This is a genomic window from Pseudonocardia sp. OZ21, from assembly GCF_059359135.1.
The window spans coordinates 86,869-105,790 of sequence record NZ_JCADBN010000001.1; the positions used below are offsets into that span (position 1 = coordinate 86,869).

At 74.2% G+C, this 18,922-nt stretch carries 21 protein-coding genes; 12 read left to right on the forward strand and 9 right to left on the reverse strand.

The window, feature by feature from the left end; translation table 11 throughout:
* Positions 1–24: 24 nt before the first annotated feature.
* From AC5L35_RS00475 to AC5L35_RS00495, 5 genes are all read right to left on the reverse strand, one after another.
* A complete protein-coding gene (locus AC5L35_RS00475) occupies positions 25–870 on the reverse strand; it encodes a PPK2 family polyphosphate kinase (protein WP_495057481.1) in 846 nt (281 codons plus the stop codon).
* Positions 871–888: 18 nt separating this feature from the next.
* Positions 889–1,533, reverse strand: a complete 645-nt coding sequence (locus AC5L35_RS00480) for a Uma2 family endonuclease (protein ID WP_495057482.1) — start codon at positions 1,531–1,533, stop codon at positions 889–891.
* Between the two features lie 66 nt (positions 1,534–1,599).
* On the reverse strand, positions 1,600–2,442 hold the full coding sequence (locus AC5L35_RS00485; RefSeq protein WP_495057483.1) for an ABC transporter ATP-binding protein: 843 nt from the start codon (positions 2,440–2,442) through the stop codon (positions 1,600–1,602).
* Positions 2,439–3,536 (reverse strand): FecCD family ABC transporter permease, encoded by a 1,098-nt coding sequence (locus AC5L35_RS00490; RefSeq protein ID WP_495057484.1) that lies wholly within the window; start codon positions 3,534–3,536, stop codon positions 2,439–2,441. The genes AC5L35_RS00485 and AC5L35_RS00490 overlap by 4 nt, the downstream gene beginning before the upstream one ends.
* Complete coding sequence (locus tag AC5L35_RS00495) at positions 3,536–4,585, reverse strand: FecCD family ABC transporter permease (protein ID WP_495057485.1); 1,050 nt, start codon at positions 4,583–4,585, stop codon at positions 3,536–3,538. Before AC5L35_RS00495 ends, AC5L35_RS00490 begins: the two co-directional genes overlap by 1 nt.
* Positions 4,586–5,032: 447 nt before the next feature.
* Between AC5L35_RS00495 and AC5L35_RS00500 the strand changes: the two genes are divergently transcribed.
* The 9 genes from AC5L35_RS00500 (at position 5,033) to AC5L35_RS00540 (ending at position 10,440) form a co-directional block, all read left to right on the forward strand.
* Positions 5,033–5,785 (forward strand): pyrimidine reductase family protein, encoded by a 753-nt coding sequence (locus AC5L35_RS00500; protein ID WP_495057486.1) that lies wholly within the window; start codon positions 5,033–5,035, stop codon positions 5,783–5,785.
* Positions 5,786–5,860: 75 nt separating this feature from the next.
* On the forward strand, positions 5,861–6,343 hold the full coding sequence (locus AC5L35_RS00505; protein WP_495057487.1) for an Asp23/Gls24 family envelope stress response protein: 483 nt from the start codon (positions 5,861–5,863) through the stop codon (positions 6,341–6,343).
* Positions 6,344–6,386: 43 nt separating this feature from the next.
* Positions 6,387–6,713: a hypothetical protein gene (locus tag AC5L35_RS00510; protein ID WP_495057488.1), complete on the forward strand. Its 327-nt coding sequence runs from the start codon at positions 6,387–6,389 to the stop codon at positions 6,711–6,713.
* Positions 6,710–6,967, forward strand: a complete 258-nt coding sequence (locus AC5L35_RS00515) for a hypothetical protein (protein WP_495057489.1) — start codon at positions 6,710–6,712, stop codon at positions 6,965–6,967. The genes AC5L35_RS00510 and AC5L35_RS00515 overlap by 4 nt, the downstream gene beginning before the upstream one ends.
* 22 nt (positions 6,968–6,989) lie before the next feature.
* On the forward strand, positions 6,990–7,169 hold the full coding sequence (locus AC5L35_RS00520) for a hypothetical protein (protein ID WP_495057490.1): 180 nt from the start codon (positions 6,990–6,992) through the stop codon (positions 7,167–7,169).
* Positions 7,166–7,540: an Asp23/Gls24 family envelope stress response protein gene (locus tag AC5L35_RS00525; protein WP_495057491.1), complete on the forward strand. Its 375-nt coding sequence runs from the start codon at positions 7,166–7,168 to the stop codon at positions 7,538–7,540. The genes AC5L35_RS00520 and AC5L35_RS00525 overlap by 4 nt, the downstream gene beginning before the upstream one ends.
* Positions 7,541–7,592: 52 nt before the next feature.
* A complete protein-coding gene (locus AC5L35_RS00530; protein WP_495057492.1) occupies positions 7,593–8,132 on the forward strand; it encodes a DUF6286 domain-containing protein in 540 nt (179 codons plus the stop codon).
* The gene (locus AC5L35_RS00535) at positions 8,129–8,788 is read left to right on the forward strand and encodes an alkaline shock response membrane anchor protein AmaP (RefSeq protein WP_495057493.1); all 660 of its coding nucleotides are present in this window, start codon (positions 8,129–8,131) and stop codon (positions 8,786–8,788) included. The genes AC5L35_RS00530 and AC5L35_RS00535 overlap by 4 nt, the downstream gene beginning before the upstream one ends.
* Before the next feature lie 74 nt (positions 8,789–8,862).
* Positions 8,863–10,440, forward strand: coding sequence for an alpha/beta hydrolase (locus AC5L35_RS00540; RefSeq protein WP_495057494.1), 1,578 nt, complete (start codon positions 8,863–8,865; stop codon positions 10,438–10,440).
* Positions 10,441–10,455: 15 nt separating this feature from the next.
* Here the strand turns inward: AC5L35_RS00540 and AC5L35_RS00545 are convergent, their stop codons facing one another.
* From AC5L35_RS00545 to AC5L35_RS00560, 4 genes are all read right to left on the reverse strand, one after another.
* Positions 10,456–11,709: a DUF732 domain-containing protein gene (locus AC5L35_RS00545; RefSeq protein ID WP_495057495.1), complete on the reverse strand. Its 1,254-nt coding sequence runs from the start codon at positions 11,707–11,709 to the stop codon at positions 10,456–10,458.
* A gap of 261 nt (positions 11,710–11,970) precedes the next feature.
* Positions 11,971–13,218 (reverse strand): aminotransferase family protein, encoded by a 1,248-nt coding sequence (locus AC5L35_RS00550; RefSeq protein WP_495057496.1) that lies wholly within the window; start codon positions 13,216–13,218, stop codon positions 11,971–11,973.
* A 52-nt stretch (positions 13,219–13,270) separates the two neighbouring features.
* Entirely contained in the window at positions 13,271–13,690 is a 420-nt protein-coding gene (locus AC5L35_RS00555; RefSeq protein ID WP_495057497.1) for a VOC family protein, read from the reverse strand.
* Between the two features lie 13 nt (positions 13,691–13,703).
* Positions 13,704–14,918, reverse strand: a complete 1,215-nt coding sequence (locus tag AC5L35_RS00560) for a PucR family transcriptional regulator (protein WP_495057498.1) — start codon at positions 14,916–14,918, stop codon at positions 13,704–13,706.
* A 74-nt stretch (positions 14,919–14,992) separates the two neighbouring features.
* Between AC5L35_RS00560 and AC5L35_RS00565 the strand changes: the two genes are divergently transcribed.
* The 3 genes from AC5L35_RS00565 to AC5L35_RS00575 are packed head-to-tail and all read left to right on the forward strand — an operon-like array spanning position 14,993 to position 18,922.
* On the forward strand, positions 14,993–15,571 hold the full coding sequence (locus AC5L35_RS00565) for an urease subunit gamma (protein WP_495057499.1): 579 nt from the start codon (positions 14,993–14,995) through the stop codon (positions 15,569–15,571).
* Complete coding sequence (locus tag AC5L35_RS00570; RefSeq protein ID WP_495057500.1) at positions 15,568–17,256, forward strand: urease subunit alpha; 1,689 nt, start codon at positions 15,568–15,570, stop codon at positions 17,254–17,256. The genes AC5L35_RS00565 and AC5L35_RS00570 overlap by 4 nt, the downstream gene beginning before the upstream one ends.
* A gap of 58 nt (positions 17,257–17,314) precedes the next feature.
* Positions 17,315–18,922, forward strand: coding sequence for an amidohydrolase (locus tag AC5L35_RS00575; RefSeq protein WP_495058057.1), 1,608 nt, complete (start codon positions 17,315–17,317; stop codon positions 18,920–18,922).

The window sequence follows — 18,922 nt, forward strand, 5'->3', positions numbered from 1 at the left end:
CGACGACCCGGACGCCGCCCAGCGTCACAACAGCAGGCTCGCCGCGAGACGCGCCCGCTCGGCGTCGACGTCGATGGTCGGCTGCGGGAACTGCGGGTCGAGCTCGGTGAGGGTTTCGGTGAGCAGCGAGGCGACGGCCCAGTTGCGGTACCACTTGCGGTCCGACGGCACGACGTACCAGGGCGCGGCGTCGGAGTCGCAGTACCGCAGGGCGTCGGTGTAGGCCCGCTGGTAGTCGCGCCACCTCGCGCGGGAGTCCAGGTCACCCGGGTTGTACTTCCAGCGTTTGGTCGGGTCGTCCAGCCGGGCGAGCAACCGCTCGGCCTGCTCGTGGGGCGAGATGTGCAGCATGCACTTCAGTACCGTGACTCCCTGCCCGGCGAGCTCCGCCTCGAAGGCGTTGATCTCCTGGTAGCGATGACGCAGGGCGTCCTCGGAGATCGAGCCCTCCACGCGCGGCACCAGCACGTCCTCGTAGTGCGAGCGGTCGAACAGGCCGATCAGTCCCGGGCGGGGCACCTGCTTGCGGACCCGCCACAGGAAGTCGTGCTCGAGCTCTTCGGGCGTCGGCTTCTTAAACGACGCGATGTGCAGGCCCTGCGGGTTGGCCAGGCCGCCGACATGCCTGATCACACCGCCCTTGCCCGAGGTGTCCATCCCCTGCAGCACGACCAGGACCGAGCGGTGCCCCGCACCGGTCGCCTCCGCGTACAGCGCCTCCTGCAGCCGGTCGAGCCACGCGCCGAGGTCGGTCATGTCCTCCGCGGCGGCGCTCTTGTCCTTCGGCCCGATCGGGCGGTCCCGGGGGTCCACCACCGAGAGGTCGGGCTCGGCGGCCACCCGGAACGTCTCGCGCACCGACTTCCCCATGGGGCGAGCGTAGTGGGATCAGGCCCCGCGGCCGGCCAATCTCTCCGGGTCGGTCGTGGCGCGGGCGGGTGGATCCGCCCGGGACTGCTCCGCGCCGGGACGGGTGACGGTCGTCAGGTCGAGCTCCAGGACGAACGGCTCCTCGATGCGCAGCTGCTCCCCGCGCCCGGCGCGCGCGTACTCGTGGTAGCGCCCGCTGATGATCATGTCGGCGACGGCGAACGGGCCGTCGTGGTCGATCACCAGCGAGTACGGGATGCCGCTGCGGGCGTACAGCTGCGGCTTGAACGAGCGGTCGGTGATGCCGTGGTCCCTGCCCACCACCTCGATCACCATCAGCGCCGCCGCGGCGTCGAGCACGTCGTCGGAGGCCTCGGGCACGTCTCCGCCCTCGTCCCCCGGCGCCGCGGTGACCACCAGATCGGGCACCAGCACGCAGTCGGTGCCGAGGCGCAACGGCACCGGTCCCCGCACCTGCAGGCCCTCCGGCAGCGCCGACCGCACCGCGGCACGCACGCGGCTCACCACCCGGGTGCGCTGCTCACTGGCGCCGGGCCCGATGAGCAGGGTTCCGTCCACCACCTCGACGCGACCGTCGCGGGGCAGCGCAAGGAACGCGCTCTCCGACCACGGGCCTTCGTGGTCGAACACGGGATGGTCCACAGCCGCCACCTCTCGGTCGGTCACCGGTGCTCGGGCGCACATGGTGGCACGCCCGAACAGGGGAACCTAGGTTGACCGTGCGTAACCACCGATCGGGACGACGAGCGGTGTACCGGCCACGGGGTCGGAAATCACCCGCGCGGCGAGGCCGAACACCTCCTCCAGCAACGCCTCGGTGATCACCTCCGCCGGCTCTCCGGACGCCACGACCTGCCCGTCCCGCATGGCGACGAGCCGATCCGCGTACCGCGCGGCGAGGTTGAGATCGTGCAGCACCATCACGACGGTGCGGCCCGCCTCGGTGTGCAGCCGCCGCACGAGCTCGAGCACGTCCACCTGGTGGGCGAGGTCGAGGAACGTGGTGGGCTCGTCGAGCAGGAGCAGGTCGGTGCCCTGCGCGAGGGCCATGGAGATCCAGGCGCGTTGCCGCTGGCCGCCGGACAGCTCGTCGACGGGACGCTCGGCGAGGTCGGCGATGCCGGTCCACTCGAGCGCCTGGGCGACGGCGTCCTCGTCGTCGGCCGACCACTGCCGGTACCAGGCCTGGTGGGGGTGCCTGCCCCGGGCGACGAGATCGGCCACGGTGAGCCCCTCGGGCGCGCTCGGGGCCTGCGGCAACAGGCCGAGGACCTTCGCGACCTCGCGGGTGGGGGTGCGGTCGATCCGCTTGCCGTCGAGCAGCACCTGCCCCGCTGCCGGCTTGAGCAGGCGCCCCAGCGCGCGCAGCAGCGTCGACTTGCCACAGCCGTTCGGCCCGATGACGGCGGTGATCGTGCCCGCGACGACGTCGAGGTCCAGCCCGTCGACGACGGTCCGGTCGCCGTAGCCCAGCCGTACCTGGTCCGCCCGTAGCCGGACGGCGGCGTCCCCCTGCGTGGCGGGCGGCGATGGGGCGCGCAGCTGGGTCATCCTCGGGCCTCCCGGCCGTAACGGGCGATCAGGAACAGCAGGTAGGGCGCTCCGAGCACGGCGGTGACGATGCCGACCGGCAGCTCGGTGGCGCCGAAGGCGGTGCGGGCGATCAGGTCGGCGACCACGGTGAGGGCGGCCCCGACCACGAGGGACACCGCGATCGGGGGCCGGGGCGCCCCGACCAGGCGCTGGGAGATCTGCGGCGCCACGAGCGCCACGAACGCGATGGGGCCCGCCGAGGCCGTGGCCACCGACGCGAGCCCGACGGCCACGACCAGCAGCGCCGTGCGGGAGCGGTCGACCGGGATGCCGAGCCCGCGCGCCGTGTCGTCGCCGAACTGCAGGCCGCCGACGACGTGCGCCAGCATCAGCGCGGCCGGCACCAGGACGGCCAGCGCGATCGCGACCGGGACCACGTGGTCCCAGCCGCGTCCGTTCAGGCTGCCGTTGAGCCACACGTAGGCGCGGGCGGCCTCGGTGATCCCCGCCACGACGAGCAGCCAGTGCACGACGGCGGTCAGCGTCACGTTGACCCCGATGCCCACCAGCACCAGCCGGAACCCGTGCACCCCGCGTCGCCAGGCCAGCCCGTAGATCGCGAAGGCGCTGACCAGCCCACCGACGAGGGCGGCCATCGGCAGGCCTGCCGCCCCGAGGAACTCCACGGCACCCCCGCCGAGCACGATCACGGAGACCGCCGCCGCGCTCGCCCCCGCCGTGAAGCCGATCATGTCCGGGCTGGCGAGCGGGTTGCGGGCGATCGACTGGGTGATCGCCCCCGCCACCGCCAGCGCCGCGCCGACGAGCAGGCCGGTGAGCGACCGGGGCAGGCGCAGGTCCATCACGATGAACCGCTGCCCGGCGTCACCGCCTCCGGCCAGCACCGAGAGGACCTCCCCGACGCTGATCGGGAAGTCGCCACGGCCGATGTTCAGCGCCATGGCGAGCAGCAGCACCGCGAGGCCGATCCCGAGCACCAGCACCGTGCGCGGCCGCCACACGACCGAGAACTGCCCGATCCGCAGGGCGGGCCGGCCGGGCACCTGCGCCACGGCTCGGCGGGGCGGCGAGGATTTGTCCAGCACGGCCATCAGACGGCCACCATCTTCCGGCGCCGCACCAGCCACACGAAGAACGGGCCGCCCACGAGCGCCAGCACGATCCCGACCTGCAGCTCCCCCGGCCGCACCACCACCCGCCCGATGACGTCCGCCGCGAGCAGCAGGGTGGCTCCGGCGAGCGCCGACGCCGGGAGCAGCCAGCGGTAGTCGGGCCCGGTGACGGCCCGTACGACGTGCGGCACCACGAGCCCGACGAACGCGATGGGCCCGCACGCCGCCGTGGCGGAGCCGGCCAGCAGCGTGATCGCCACGATCCCGAACACCCGCGTGCGCAGCACCGAGTGGCCGAGCGAGCGGGCCACGTCGTCACCGAGGGCCAGCGCGTTGAGCGCGGGCGCGCCGGCCAGCCCGATCAGCAGCCCGGCGAGCAGGAACCACTGGACCTGGCCCACCACCGCGGTATCGCGACCCGCGATCGAACCGACCGACCAGAAGCGGTAGGCGTCGAGCGACTGGACGTCGATCAGGATCACCGACGAGGTGAGCGCGGCCAGCAGCGCCGACACCGCGGCCCCCGCGAGCGCCAACGTCACCGGGGTGGGGCCGCCGCGCCCGACGGAACCGAGCACGAACACCGCGACGCTGGCGACCAGCGCCCCCGCGAACGCGAACCACACGTAACCGACGAGGGTCGTGACGCCGAAGGCGTAGATGCCGATGACGACGAACAGCGCGGCCCCGTTGTTGATGCCGAGCAGGCCGGGGTCGGCGAGCGGGTTGCGGGTGTGACCCTGGATCAGGGCACCTGCCAGCCCGAGGGCGGCGCCGGCCAGCAGGCCGACCGTGGTCCGCGGGATGCGCAGTGACCGGATGACGATGTCGTCCTCGGTACCGGTGGGGTTGACGAGCGCGTGCCAGACGCCCTCGAGCGGGATGGCCTTCGCCCCGACCGCGATGCTGGCGAGGCAGCACGCCACGAGCACCGCCACCAGCAGCCCGAGGCCCAGCAGCCGTCGTCGTCGCAGAGCACCGGGCACCGGGGGTGGCGCGACAGGAGTCAGCACGCCGTGCTCGGCCATGGATGGTCCTCCGCGGTCCGGTCCCTGCACCCGGGGTTCGGTGCCGCATCACCATAGGTGAGCCTCGCCTTGGCCGAACGGGCACCGGTGATCCTCCCGGCGAAGCGCCACGTGATCCGCCCCCGAGCGACCCGCGGACGGGGTACACCGCCCCCGCACTGTGGAGCCGTACTGCTGTGAGGGGCGCGTGCCAGCAGCAGTAGGACTCCGAAGTGCGGGGGCGGGGAGCGGGCGGCGAGTGATCGTTCTGAGATGCGGGTGTTGGACCTGCGGAGGGCGAACCGCGGGACCTCGCAACGATCACCCCGACTCGCGCACGCGAACCGGGCGACTCGCGGGCTTGGATCGGGCGACTCGCGGGCGGGTTCCGGGCGACTCGCGGGGGGTCGCCCGGGTGGGTGCGTGGGTCGGGCGGGCCCGGGGGGTGGGCCGTGTTGGGATGGCGGCGTGCATCCCCTCCTGCCCCCGGGCGCCGGGCTCGACGACACAGGGCCCGACGACCCAGGGCTCGACGACGCCGGGCTCGTGGCGCACTACGCCTACCCCGAGGGGCTCACGGCGCCCTACGTGCGCGTGAACTTCGTGGCGAGCGCCGACGGGGCCGTCACGGTGGACGGCCGGTCGGGCGGGCTGGGATCGGACGGCGACCGGCGGGTGTTCGGGTTGCTCCGCAGGCTGGCGGACGTCGTGCTCGCGGGCGCCGGAACGGTGCGGGCCGAGGACTACCGCGGTGCGCGCCTGCCCACGCTCGGCACGGACACCCCGCCGCCCGTCGCCGTCGTCACGGGGTCGGCCGACCTCGACCCGGCGAGCAGGCTCTTCACCGACACCTCCGTGCCGCCGATCATCCTCACCCTCGGCTCTGCTCCGGCGGCGCGGCGGGAGCGGCTCGCCGCGGCCGGTGGGGACGTCGTCGTGCTGGAGCGGCTCACCCCCGATGTCGTGCTGGCCGAGCTGGCCCGCCGCGGCCTGAACCGGGTGCTCTGCGAGGGCGGACCGGGGCTGTTCGGCCAGCTGATCGCCGCCGACGCGGTCGACGAGCTCTGCCTCACCGTCGCGCCGCTGCTGGCGGGTGGCACCGCGGGCCGGATCAGCCACGGCCCCGCGGGCGGCCACCCCCGCAGGCTGGAGCTCGCCGGCGTCCTGCACGAGGCAGGCGTCCTGCTGCTGCGATACCGCCGGGCTACCCCGATCGGGTGACTTCCCGTGAGGCGTGGGCGGGTACTCACGTCATAAGGGCGAACACTCCGCACAGCCGAGCTCGGAGGAACCATCGTGAGCGAGACCACAGCCACATCCACAGTCAAGACACCCACCAACACCGTGTCCTCGCCTGCCCGGCTCGCCGACGACACCACGCAGGGCCGCACCACCATCGCCGCATCGGTCGTCCAGAAGATCGCCGGTATCGCCGCGCGTGAGATCTCCGGCGTGTACTCGATGGGCGGCGGCGTGTCCCGGGCGTTCGGCGCCATCCGGGAGCGGATCCCCGGTGGCGGCACCGGGGGCGCCAACATCGCCGGCGTGCAGGTCGAGGTCGGGGAGAAGCAGGCGGCCGTCGATCTGGACATCGTCGTCGAGTACGGCGCGTCGATCGTCGAGCTGGCCAGGGCCGTACGCCGTAACGTGATCACGGCCGTCGAGCGGATGACCGGGCTCGAGGTGATCGAGGTCAACATCGCCGTCAACGACATCCACCTGCCCGATACCGACAATGACGAGGAGATCCCGACGGTGCAGGCCGCGCGGGTGGAGTGACCGGTCCCGACCGCCCGGATCAGCCCTGCAGGGAGAAGTGCCCGTGACCGTCCCGACCGCCGCCGAGGCGCCGTCGCTCGCCGAGCGGATCGCCGCGGTCGTGACCTCGCACCCGTCGGTCGTCCGGCTGCACGGCGGGATCTTCGGTGACGTCGCCACCTACCTGCCGGGACGCCGGCTCACCGGGGTGCGCGTCGGCGAGGGCGACGAGCCGGTCGAACTGGGCGTCGTGCTCCTCCTCGACCGGCCGATCCCGGAGGTCGTGCGGGATCTGCGCAACGCGGTGTCCGGGATGTGTGACGGCGCCGCGGTCGACATCACCGTGGGCGACGTGGCCCTTCCCGGCGAGACGGGACCGACGGATCGGTGAACGAGCAGGAGCGCTCGGAGTTCCGCGCGTTCGTCCGCGAACACCATCCCGACCGGGGCGGCGACCCGGAGGTCTTCGTGGCGGGGCTCGCCCGCTTCGGCACCGCGCAGCCGTCGCAGGCCGCCGTCGACGATCCATCGGACGCCCGCTACGACGCCCCCGTCGAGGTGGTCGCGCCACTGCCGTTCCCGGTCCGGGTGGGGGTCGCCCTGATCCGCACCTGGCACCGGCGACGCCATCGCCGCGTGGAGTAGCCACGCTCGTGAGGAGAACCAGATGAACAGCACCCAGACCGGCCTACTGGCGGGTCTCATCCTCGGCCTCGCCGGGGCCTTCGGTGGCTTCGGCATCTTCCTGATCGTCCTGGTCATGGGCGCGCTCGGCCTCGTCGTCGGTTCCGTGATCGACGGCAGGCTCGACCTCAACGCGGTGCTCGGCCGGGGCCGGGACCGGTGAGCACCACCCTCCCCGCGGCGGAGGACCGGGGCCTGCTCGAGATCAACCCGGTCGTGCTGCGGAAGATCATCGAGCACGCCGCGGACCAGGTGCCGGGCACGTTGCGGCACGGACGGCGCCTCGCCGGGATCGACGTGGGCGAGGTCGGCGCCAGCGCGAAGGTCACTACCGGGTCCGGTGACCAGACCGCGGTGGACGTGCGGCTCGAGCTGCATCTGCAGTACCCCGCCGCCGTGCGGACGGTGGTGGACGCCGTCCGCGCCAGGGTGGGCGAGGAGCTCGACCACATCGCAGGCCATCGGGTGCGGTCCCTGACGGTGACCGTGGCCGGTCTGCGCAGCCCGCTCTCCACAGCGGCCCGGCTCCGGTAGCCCCGGCACCCACCCAACGCAGGCCCGCCACGGTCGCCACCGGAGGAACGACATGCGCATGCTGCTCCGCCTGCTCGCCCCGCTGATCGGCCTGGCCATGGCCGCCGCGGGGGTGCTCATCGTGATCGAGGTCATCGCGGCGTGGCTGCGGCGGAACGTGGTGACCGGCCTCGTCGTGCCGTGGCACCACTGGCGCACCGCGGTCGAGAACGTGACGTGGGCGGACCCTCCGGTGCCGGGCATCGCGATCGCGGTCGCCGTCCTGGGGCTGTTGCTGGTCGTGGTCGGGCTGCTGGCCCGGCGCTCGCACATCGCCCTCGACGGACCGGTCCCGGAGGTCACCGTCGTCACCGCACCACGCGTACTGGCCCGGCTCATCGGCAGGCGCGTGCGCGCCACCGATGACATCTTCAGCGCGTCGGTCACCGTCTCCCCCCGGAAGGTGTCCGTGCTCGCGCAGGCGTTCGACGAGGCGGCACCGGAGCTGCGCGACACGGTCCACGCCCGCGTGGACGAACTCCTCGACGAGGTGCCGCTGCGCCGTCGCCCGCGGGTGAGCGTGCACCTGCAGGAAAGGCAGGGATCGCGGTGAGCGCCCCGGTGGCGCGCGGCAGCGGGTCCGACCGGCCGAAGATCCCGGAAGCGACCCTGCGCAGGCAGGCCAGGGCGGCGCTCGCCCGCTCCGCGGCGGTCGACCGTTCGCTCGCCGTTCTGGTCGGGCTCGTGCTGCTGGCCGCCGGCACTCTCGTCACGCTGCTGTCCTACGGCGTCTTCGGCGCAGGCCGCGCCGCGCGCCCCGTGCTCGACCCGCTGATCGTCGACGGGTTGCGCACCCGGCCCGATGCCTTCCGGCTGGTGTCCATCGCCGTGGGTGTCCTCCTGGTCCTCGTCGGGCTGACGTGGGCCGCGCGGTCGCTGCGTCCGGAGCGGCACCCCGACCTCGTGCTCGACGGCGGCCCGGACACGGCGATCGTGATCAGCTCGTCGGCCGCGGCCGACGCGGTCGCCGCCCAGGCGTCCGGCCTCCCCGGCGTCCGCCGGGCCAGGGCGCGGATGGTCGGCACGGACGAGGTGCCCGCACTGCGCGTCACGCTCTGGCTCGCCGACGACGCGGACGTCCGGGACGTGCTCACCCGGCTCGACGAGGAGGTCCTCGGAGCGGCCCGCACCTCGCTCGGTCTCACCGCGCTTCCGGTCGCGGTGCGGCTGGAGCTCGACGTCTCGACGAACCCGCCGCGGGTGGCCTGACGGTCCCCGCGTTCACCCTCCCCACACCGGCGGTGCGGCAGGCTGGGCTCTGACCAGCAGGATCGGGAGGGCACGTGGCACGACCACCGCGGCATGCGGTCGCCGCCGTGCTCGCTTGCCTGGCCATGCTCGTCGCCGGCTGCACGGTCGGGCCGTCGCAACGTCCGCCGGTGGCGGTGCGTGGGGACAACATGCCGGTGGTTCCCACCACGGACCCGGCGGCGCCCCCTCCCGACGTGACGCTGCCGGAGCCGCAGGAGCAGCGCGCCGCGATGCCGTTCTCCGAGTGCACCCAGGACACCCTCGAGACGCTGCCCGCACCACCGCCTGCCGACCGGCCGCTGCGGGTGGAGTGCGGAGAGCTCACGGTGCCCGCCGACCCCGAGCAGCCAGGGCTCGGTGCGGCCGCGCTCACCGTGCTGCGCGTCAGCCTGGCCTCCGCTCCGGAGAACCAGCCGCCACTGCTCGTGCTGGGCGACACGACCCTCGAGCCCTCGGCGCGCGACGCCGTGCTGCTCGCCGAGCGGGTTTCGCCAGAGGTGCTGCAGGAGTACACCCTGATCGGGCTGGACCGTCGCGGCTCCGGTGAGGACATCCTCGACTGCGCACCGGACGACGCCCGCGCCGCCATCGTCGACGCCGATCCCGGGCGGTCGGCCGAATCGGACCTCGACGCGCTCCTGGAAGAGGCCCGATCCGTGGTGCAGGAGTGCAACCTCGCACTCGACGGCGGGCTCAGCGGCTACCGCACCTCGGCGACGGTGTCCGACATCGAGATCCTGCGCGCCGCGCTCGGGGTCGACCAGCTGTCCGCGATCGGCGTGGGGGACGGAGCCGCGGCCCTCGCCGACTGGGCGCGGACCGCCCCGACGGCCGTCGGCAGGCTCGTACTCGACGGCCCCCCGAATCCCGCACTCGACGAGCCCGACCTCAGCGAGAGCCGGGCGGGGGCGGCGGAGGCGGCCTTCGGGGCGTTCGCCGTGACCTGCACGGCACGCCCCGACTGCCCGCTCGGCCCGGATCCGCGGGCCAGGGTGACCGCACTCGTCGACCAGCTTCGCCGGCAGCCGCTCGCGGCCACCGACGGCAGGAGGCTCACCGCGGGCGCCACCATCACGGCGCTGCTGGCGGGGCTGGCCGAACCTCGCGGCTGGCCCGCCCTCACCACCGCGCTGGCCGCGGCCGGAACCGCGAACCCGGACCCCCTGCTCACCCTGCTCGAACCGCTGATCGGGCCGAGAGGCCGGTTCGACGGGATGCTCGCCACCAGCTGCAACGACGTCCACAGACGCCTGTCACCCGGCGAGATCGGGGATCTGGCGCAGCGGTGGCGCACGTCCTACCCCCTCTTCGGCAGTACGTTCGCCCTCCGACTGCTGGCCTGCGCCCCGTGGCCCGCCGGCGGCCCCGCCCCCGTCGCAGGGCAGGCGGACGGAGCACCGCCGATCCTCGTGATCGGCACTGCCGCCGATCCCCGCGGCCCGCAGGACGGCTCCCGGCGTACCGCCGACAGCCTCGCCACGGCTCGCTTCCTGGGCTGGCAGGGCGCCGGCACCGGCGCCTACCCGCGCACCCCCTGCGTCACCACCGCGGTGGACGCGATGCTGGTCAGCGGGATCGCTCCGCAGGCCGGCACGCTCTGCCCCCCGTAACCGGCCCGGGGATCGTCAGCAGTACAGCTGCGTGGCGAGGTCGACGACCTCGGCAGCCTGCTTGCGCTCGACCGACGGGAGAGCGGCCGGAATCGTCCTGGCGATGGTGTCCGCCGAGGCACCCTGGTCCAGCCGCAGGCAGATCATCGCGGCCGTCTGGGTCTCCGCACGCCCGGACCGGCTGGTCGCGATGTCCGCCGCGCGCAACGCCCTCACGAAGGTGACGGCCTTGTCGCTCGTCGGGTCGATCTCCACGGCCGCGGCATCCGGCCCTGGCGGCGGCGGAACCTGCGCCGCCGGAACCTCGGGCGCCACGGACGGCACCGGCGGAGCCACCGCGGCAGGCGGACGATCCATCCCCCAGCCGACGATCGCGGCGAGCAGGGACACGATGACCAGCACCACACCGACCGCGATCACCACCAGCACCGGCCGCCTGCCGAAGCGCGAGGACGGCTGCTCGGCGTGCTTGCGGTCCAGCCGCCGCACGGGAGCTTCCTCGGCGGCTTCGTCGTACTCAGGGTCGTACTCCGGGTCGTACTCGGAGTCGTAGTCCGCGTCGTACTCGGCCTCGTCCGCATCGGCGGGCGAGACCTCCGAGCGGTCGACGGGGATCACCGTGGTCTCCGCCTCGGCGGCCTCGGCAGACCGGCGGCGGGCCGCCCGACCGCCGGCCGCGGCGCCCTCGATGGTCGGGGTCTCGTCCGGCGGCAGGTCCCACGGGGCACCAGGGGAATCCGGGTGCGCCGGGAACATCGTGGGCCACGACGACGTGGCCCCGGATGCCAGGGGATGAGCGGGCGGCGCCCCGCCCATCCCCTGGGCTGCGCCCGGCACGACGGCCCACGAGCGCGCTGCGCCGTCACCGTCGGCCCCCCCTGCGAGCACCCACGCGCCGCGACCGGGCGCGCCCGGCCCCCCGGACCGGGCACCGGCCTGGTACGCGGCGCTGGTCCGCTCCTCCGCGGCGGCGGCCGCCGCCTCCTCGGCCGCGTGCGTGGCCGCATCGGCGGCCACCTCCGCTTCCTCCGCGGCCCGGGCCGCGGCCGCGATGGCGGCCGCCGCCCGCGCCGCCGCTGCGGCCGCGTCGATCTCGGCGATCATCGCGGCCTGCTCCGCCGCGGCCCGCCGGTGGGCGAGCTCGTCGAACCCGTCCCCGGGGGCGCTCAGAAGGTCGCCCGGGTACGGACGGTCCTCGGTCAGGACGCTCTCGCGAGCGTCGCTCTGCACCCCGCTCACGCCGTGACCAGCCACAGCGTGCCGGGCCATGGGTCGTCCACTTGCCACCTCACCGGCCATCGCACACTCCCCGATCTGCGGCCGCCATCCGGCCTGTCCTCACCCGGAGCAACGACCCGGTGACGACAAAGGGAGCGGGTACGGCCAAGAGGGTGCCTGGCTGAGTGAGTGCGGATACGACCCGTGCCCGCCTAGGGCCCTGAATGGCCCATTTCACTCACGGACCGTGATCGTGGGCGCTCTACCGGGCCGCTTTCTCGGCGTGTCGCGTACTCGCGGTGACGAGCCCGATCAACGGGCGTCGTCGAGCGCCCCGCGCACGGCCTCGGTGAGCAGGTCGAGATGCTCGTCGGCGAGGGTGAGAGGCGGGGAGAAACCCACCGAGCTGATCATCGGCCGGATCAGGACGCCCCGCTCACGCGCACCGCGCGTGACCGCGGCAGGCAGCCCCGGATCGGCCGCCACGCGGTCCGCGTCGAGCTCCAGCGCCCCGAGCACCCCGGTGCCGCCGCGGACCTCCGAGACCAGCGGATGGTCGGCCAGCGAGCGCAGCGCCGCGTGCAGCGTGAGCTCCAGCGAGTCGGCGCGCTTGAGCAGGCCGTCGCCCTCCAGCAGGTCGAGGTTCGCCAGTGCGGCCGCGCACGCCGTGGGGTGCCCGGCGTAGGTGGCGCCGTGCCGGAACGCGGCCGCCCCCGGCTCCCAGAACGGCGCCGCCACGCGCTCGTGGGCGACGACCCCGCCCAGCGGCAGGTACCCGCTGGTCACACCCTTCGCGAAGACCACGAGGTCGGGGACGATGCCGAAGCGGTCGACACCGAACCAGTCGCCGAGCCTGCCGAACCCGCAGATCACGCTGTCGATCACGAGCAGCACGCCGTGCCGCGTGCAGATCTCGCGGACCCGCTCGACGTACCCCGGCGGCGGGGGCAGCACCCCACCGGCACCGATCACCGGTTCCATGAAGAACGCGGCCACCCGCTCCGGTCCGATCCGCAGCAGTTCGGTCTCCAGCGCCTCGGCGTCGTCGTGGGCGACGCGGACGACGTCCGGCACGAACGGAGCCGCGAGCCGGTTGGCCGGCATCCCGCCGAGCGACGTGCCGAAGCCGTGGGTGCCGTGATAGGCGTTCTCCCGGCTGACGAGCACCGTCCGCTCCGGCTCGCCGGTGCGGACGAAGTACTCCCTGGCCATCTTGGCCGCCGTGTCGATGGCGTCGCCGCCACCGCTGGCGAGGAAGATCTTCGCCCCCGGCACCGGCGCCAGCGCGGCGAGCCTGCGGGTGAGCTCCAGCGCCGGACGGTTCGTGAAGTCCCCGAACGTCTGGTAAGTGGCGAGCTCGCGCATCTGCGCCGCGACCGCCTCGACGATCTCCTGACGCCCGTGCCCGACGTTGACGCACCAGAGGCTCGCCGTGGCGTCGAGGTAGCGGCGCTCGGAGTCGTCCCAGAGCCAGACGTCCTCGCCGCGGGTGACCACGAACTCGGCGGTGCGTACCGCGCCCATCGCGGCGAACGGGTGCCAGAAGGCGGTGTCGCTCATGACGGGCGACACTACCCATCCACGGGCCGCCCGCCAGCCCGGAAGATCCCGGCTACTTCACGAACAGCTGCGCCCGGTCCTTGAACGCCTTGAACTCCAACGCGTTGCCCGCGGGGTCGAGCAGGAACATGGTCCACTGCTCGCCGGGCTCGCCCGCGAACCGCAGGTAGGGCTCGATGACGAACGTCGTGCCCGCCGCGCGCAGGCGCTCGGCCATGTCCTGGAACCGCTCCACGGTGAGCACCAGCCCGAAGTGCGGGACCGGAACCCGGTGGCCGTCGACGTCGCTGTGCCCGACGGGGCCGGAGCCGGGCGCCCGGTGGGTGACGAACTGGTGCCCGTCGAGGTCCCAGTCCACCCAGTGTTCGGCCGAGCGGCCCTCGGCCAGGCCGAGCACGCCGCCGTAGAACTCGCGGGCGCGGCCGATGTCGTCGACGGGCACGGCCAGATGGAAGGGGGACAGCTCGGTCACGCTCACTCCTCGTTCAGGGTCGATCCTCGGCAATCGGCACTCCCCGGTCACTGTGCCAGGACGAGCGGGTGGCCGGAGCGCACTGCAGCGCCAGGAGGACGACCGCGGCGTCGACGGGCACGGTGACGTCGCGCCCGGTCAGCTCGGCGAAGCGCCGCAGCCGGTTGAGCACGGTGTTGCGGTGGCAGTACATCCGGGCCGCGACGTCGGCGACGGAACCCGTTGCCGTGTAGGCGCGCACCGTCTCCAGCAGCCGGTCGCGCTCCCGCGGCGGCGCTGCGGCGAGGCCGGCCAGCACGGCGTCCACCAGTTCGTCCGCGGTGTCGGCCAGGCGCGCGGCGGCGAGCGGGAGCCACGCGTCGGGCAGCTCGCGCGGCCCGTCGAGGTCGGGCAGGACGTCGGCCAGCTCGCCGGCCAGCCGGGCGCTGCGGGGCACCTTCGCGAGCCCGTGCGCCAGCGGTCCCACCCCGCACGGCACGCCGGCGAGCGCCGCCCGCACCGGTGCTCCCGTGCCGCCGTCCCAGCGGGCGAGCATCACCACGTGCCGTCCGGTGGACTGGACGTGCACCGCCCGCCCGTCGGCCCCGAGCTGGTCGGCGGCCCGGCGGAGCAGCTGCCCGGCCGCCGGCGGCGCGGCCGCGACGAGCAGGTCGGCGGCCGCGTCGACGTCGAGGGCGAACGCCACCCTGGTCACCTCGTCGGGGTCGGGGCTCTCGCTGCTCAGCAGCGCCGCCACGAGCATCGTGCGCTCCCCCTGCCGGTCGCGGGCGAGCAGCGCGGCCTCGGCCTGGTAGCTGGCCTGGACCAGCGTCGAATAGTCCTCGACGACGTTCCAGACGTCCTCGGCGTGGGCCACGAGCACCGCCTCGTCCTCCGGGGCGGCGCGTTCGCGCAGCGCGGTCCAGAGCACGCGGAAGTCCAGCCGCACGGCGGTGAGCAGGTCGTCGAGCGGCAGGCCGCGCCGCGCCCGGTCGCGGCCGATGGCCGGCACGATGGCGAGCAGCTGATCCGGCACGGGTTTCCCGGCCAGCCGCCGCAGCAGGTAGTCGAAGGCGAGGTGGGCGTCGCTCTCCAGCCGGTCCATCGGGACGATGCTGCGGCCGTAGGGCGCGATCACCCGGACCCGCGGGATGAACACCTTCACGAGCGCGGGCACGTCGGCGCGCACCCTGCCGACGAGCGCCGTCCAGCGCTCGGCGTGGTCGTTGCCTGCGCGCCCGTTGTGCATATGCACAACCTAACCGCCGAATTCTGTGGAGAACTGGCCTACACACCGGGTTCCGCAGGGCGCATGCTCGTCCGGTGCACCTGACCCCGCGGGAGCAGGAGCGTCTGCTGCTGGCCGGCGGTGCCGACCTGGCCCGCAGGCGGCTCGCACGCGGCGCCCGGCTGGGGGGACCGGACGCCGTGGCGCTGGTGTGCGACGAGATCTGCGAGATGGCCTGGGACGACGTGCCCTACGAGGACGTCGTGGCCCGCGCCCGCACACTGCTGCGCCCCGACCAGCTCGTCGACGGGGTGGCAGCCGCGGTGCCGGCGCTGCAGGTGGAGGCCCTGTTCCCGTACGGCAGCGTGCTCGTGCACGTCGATGCCCCCTTCGGGCCACCGTCCCCGGACGGGCCGGGCGCGGTCCGCAGCGCGGTAGGCGAGGTGGCGCTGGCCCCCGGGCGCGCCCGGGCGAGCGCCGTCCTGCTCAACACGGGCAGCCTGCCGATCTGGGTGTCCTCGCACGTGCCGCTGGACCGGCTCAACCCCGCGCTCCTCGTACGCGTCTCCGCGCCGGGGCGGCACCGGCTCGACGTCCCGGCTGGCACCGCGCTGCGGGTGGACCCCGGAGTGGAGCGCGAGGTCGCGGTGGTCCGGATCGGGGGTGGCGCGTGACCGCACTCGGCGCCGCCGAGTACTCGCGGCTCTACGGGCCCACCACCGGCGACCGGATCCGCCTCGCCGACACCGACCTGTGGATCGAGGTCGAGGCCGACGACACCGAGCCCGGCGAGGAGCTGATCGGCGGCTGCGCCAAGACCGCCCGGCACGGCGCGCTCGTGAGCAGTTCGGCCGACCGGGCATCGGCACTGGACATGGTGGTGCTCGGCGTCGTGCTGCTCGACCCGGTGCTCGGGATCCGCAAGACGTCCATCGGCATCAAGGACGGGCGCGTGGTCGGTGTCGGCCGCGCCGGCAACCCCGACGTCCAGGACGGCGTCGACCTCGAGGTCGACGCGCACACCGCGATGATCACCGGAGAGGGCCTGCTGGCGACGCCCGGGATCGTCGACTCGCACGTGCACCTGTCCAACGCCGACCTGGTGCCCGCCGCCCTGTCGGCAGGCGTCACGACGATCGTCGGGATGGGCATCGGCGGGGTCTGGGACGTCGGGGCCAACCCGCGCGCCAACCTGCACACGCTCGTCGACGGCTGGGCGGGCGTCCCGGTGAACGCCGCGTTCCTGGCGCGCGGCTCGTCGACGTCGACGGACCTGCTGGAGGAGGCCGTGCTGTCGGGGTGCGGCGGCTTCAAGGTGCACGAGGACTGGGGAGCCACTCCCCCGGTGATCGACACGTGCCTCACCGTCGCCGAGGCCACCGACCTGCCGGTGGCGCTGCACACCGACACGCTCAACGAGTCGGGCTACCTCGCCGACACGCTCGCCGCCGTCGGGGGCCGCACCGTGCACGCGTACCACGTGGAAGGCGGCGGCGGGCACCCCGACCTGCTGTCCATCGTGTCCCGGGACAACGTGCTCACGTCGTCGACGACCCCGACGCTGCCGCTCACACCGGCGACCGTCGCCGAGCTGGGCCCCATGACACTCACCGTGCACCGCGGCCACGCCCACGTGCCCAGCGACGCCGCGATCGCCGCGAGCCGGATCCGCGAGCACGCCATCTCGGCCGAGAACTGGCTGCACGACCAGGGCGCGATCAGCATCGTCAACTCCGACGCGCTGGGCATGGGCCGCGTCGCCGAGACCGCGCGTCGCACCTGGCAGGTCGCGCACGTGCAGGCCGCGCTGGCCGGCGAGACGGGGCCCGACGTCGTCAACAACGCGCGGGTGCTGCGGTACCTCGCGAAGCTCACCCACAACCCCGCCGCCGCCCACGGGCTCGCCGAGCACGTGGGGTCCGTCCGGCCGGGGCGGCTGGCCGACATCGTGCTCTGGAACCCGGCGTGGTTCGGCGCCCAACCCGAGCTGGTGATCAAGTCGGGGTTCGTGGCCTGGGGCGCGGCGGGCTCCGGCTCCGGCTCCACCCGGCTCACCCAGCCCCGCCGGATGCGCGCCTTCTACGGCGGCCAGGGCGTCGCACCCGCCCGGCTGGCCCACGTGTTCGTGTCGCAGCACTGCCTCGACGACGCCGGAGCCCGCGCCGCGCTGCCGACGGGCCACCGGTACTCCCCCATCTCCGGCAGCCGCGGCCTGACCTGCGCGGACATGCTGCACAACACCGCGACCCCGGACGTCGAGGTGGCACCGGAGCCCGTGCCGGTCCGCGCCGACGGCCGGGAGATCCCCCTGCACCGCTCACCGACGCTGCCGCTGACCCGGCTGCACCACCTGGGATGAGGAATGGACACCGAGCGTGGTCATCGACCTGATCGTGCACAACGCGGTCGTCCTCACCATGGACGAGGCGTATCCGCGCGCCCGGAGCCTCGCCGTCCACCACGGCCGCGTCCTCGCCCTCGACCCCGACGGCCTGCGCGGGCGCACGGAGATCGATGCCCGGGGCGCCGCGCTCGTGCCGGGCTTCGGCGACGCGCACAACCACATGGCCTGGTTCGGCCAGGGCCTCGACTCGGTGGACCTCGCCGGCTCGGGAGATCTGCGAGAGCTCTATGACCGCGTGGCGCAGCGGGCGGCGACGCTCCCCGACCACGCGCTGGTCGTCGGCACCGGCTACGACGACACCACGATCGGCGGGCACCCGCACCGCCGCGAGCTGGACCGGGCGGCCGGGGGGCGCCCGGTCTGGCTGCAGCACAGGTCGGGGCACGTCTGCACGGTGAACAGTCCGCTGCTGGAGCGGATCGGGCTGCTGGACGGCTCGGCGACGGTACCGACCGGCGGGGTGGTCGTCACCGACGGGACGGGCGAGCCCACCGGGGTGCTGGAGGAGCAGGCGCAGAACCTGATCATCGACCTCGTGGTGCCCTACCCCGTCGATGAGCTGGCCGGGGCGATCGGGCGCGCGTCGGCGGTGTACGCGGCCGAGGGCCTGACGCACGTCACCGAGTGCGGGATCGGCGCAGGCTGGGTCGGTCGGTCGCCGATCGAGCTGGCGGCCTACCAGCAGGCGCGCGAGGCCGGGGCGCTGAGCGTGCGGGTGCAGCTGATGCCCAGCGTCGACGCGCTGCGCCCCCTGGCCGGTCACGCCGACGACGACGTCCGCTTCGGGCTGGACCTCGGCGTCCGCACCGGCTTCGGTGACGACCGGCTGCGGATCGGCCCGATGAAGATCTTCCTGGACGGGTCGCTGGTGGCCCGCACCGCCGCGATGCTCGACCCGTTCTGCGACCGGCACTCCCACGGCTACCTCCAGGACGACCCCGAGGTCATGCGGGCCCGGATCCTCGACGCCCACGGCTCCGGCTGGCGGATCGCCGCGCACGCGATCGGCGACCGCGCCGTCGACCTGGCCCTCGACGTGCTCGGCGAGGCGCAGCGCCGCCACCCGCGCCCGCACGCCCGGCCCCGCATCGAGCACGCTGCCGTCACCACACCCGCCCAGATCGCCCGGATGGCACAGCTCGGGGTCACGCCGGTACCGCAGGCCCGCTTCCTGTACGAGATCGGCGACACCATGGCCACCGCGATCGGGCCGGACCGCGCCGAGGGGCTCTACCGGCACGCGAGCTTCCTGCGGGCCGGCCTGCGCGTGCCGGGCAGCTCCGACCGGCCCGTCGCCTCGGGGGCGCCGCTGCTGGGCATGCAGTCGATGGTGCAGCGCCTCTCGTCGTCCGGCGCCGTGATCGGCCCGGACGAGCGCGTCGACGCCACCACGGCCCTGCGGGCCTACACCCTCGACGCGGCGTGGATCGCGGGTGAGGAGGCCGACCGCGGCAGCCTGACTCCCGGGAAGCTCGCCGACTTCGTGGTGCTCACCGACGACATCACCGACGATCGAGCGGTGCCGGCGGATCGGATCGGATCGACCGGGGTGGTCGCCACGTTCGTCGGCGGCCGCTGTGTCCATGGGGCCGCGGCGCTCGGTCTCGACCAGGAGGCGTGA

Coding starts and splice junctions, on each gene's coding strand:
- AC5L35_RS00575 (WP_495058057.1), top strand. CDS start 17,315: ATGGACGAGGCGTATCCGCGCGCCCGGAGCCTCGCCGTCCACCACGGC.
- AC5L35_RS00550 (WP_495057496.1), bottom strand. CDS start 13,218: ATGAGCGACACCGCCTTCTGGCACCCGTTCGCCGCGATGGGCGCGGTA.
- AC5L35_RS00485 (WP_495057483.1), bottom strand. CDS start 2,442: ATGACCCAGCTGCGCGCCCCATCGCCGCCCGCCACGCAGGGGGACGCC.
- AC5L35_RS00560 (WP_495057498.1), bottom strand. CDS start 14,918: ATGCACAACGGGCGCGCAGGCAACGACCACGCCGAGCGCTGGACGGCG.
- AC5L35_RS00495 (WP_495057485.1), bottom strand. CDS start 4,585: ATGGCCGAGCACGGCGTGCTGACTCCTGTCGCGCCACCCCCGGTGCCC.
- AC5L35_RS00520 (WP_495057490.1), top strand. CDS start 6,990: ATGAACAGCACCCAGACCGGCCTACTGGCGGGTCTCATCCTCGGCCTC.
- AC5L35_RS00545 (WP_495057495.1), bottom strand. CDS start 11,709: ATGGCCCGGCACGCTGTGGCTGGTCACGGCGTGAGCGGGGTGCAGAGC.
- AC5L35_RS00490 (WP_495057484.1), bottom strand. CDS start 3,536: ATGGCCGTGCTGGACAAATCCTCGCCGCCCCGCCGAGCCGTGGCGCAG.
- AC5L35_RS00530 (WP_495057492.1), top strand. CDS start 7,593: ATGCGCATGCTGCTCCGCCTGCTCGCCCCGCTGATCGGCCTGGCCATG.
- AC5L35_RS00475 (WP_495057481.1), bottom strand. CDS start 870: ATGGGGAAGTCGGTGCGCGAGACGTTCCGGGTGGCCGCCGAGCCCGAC.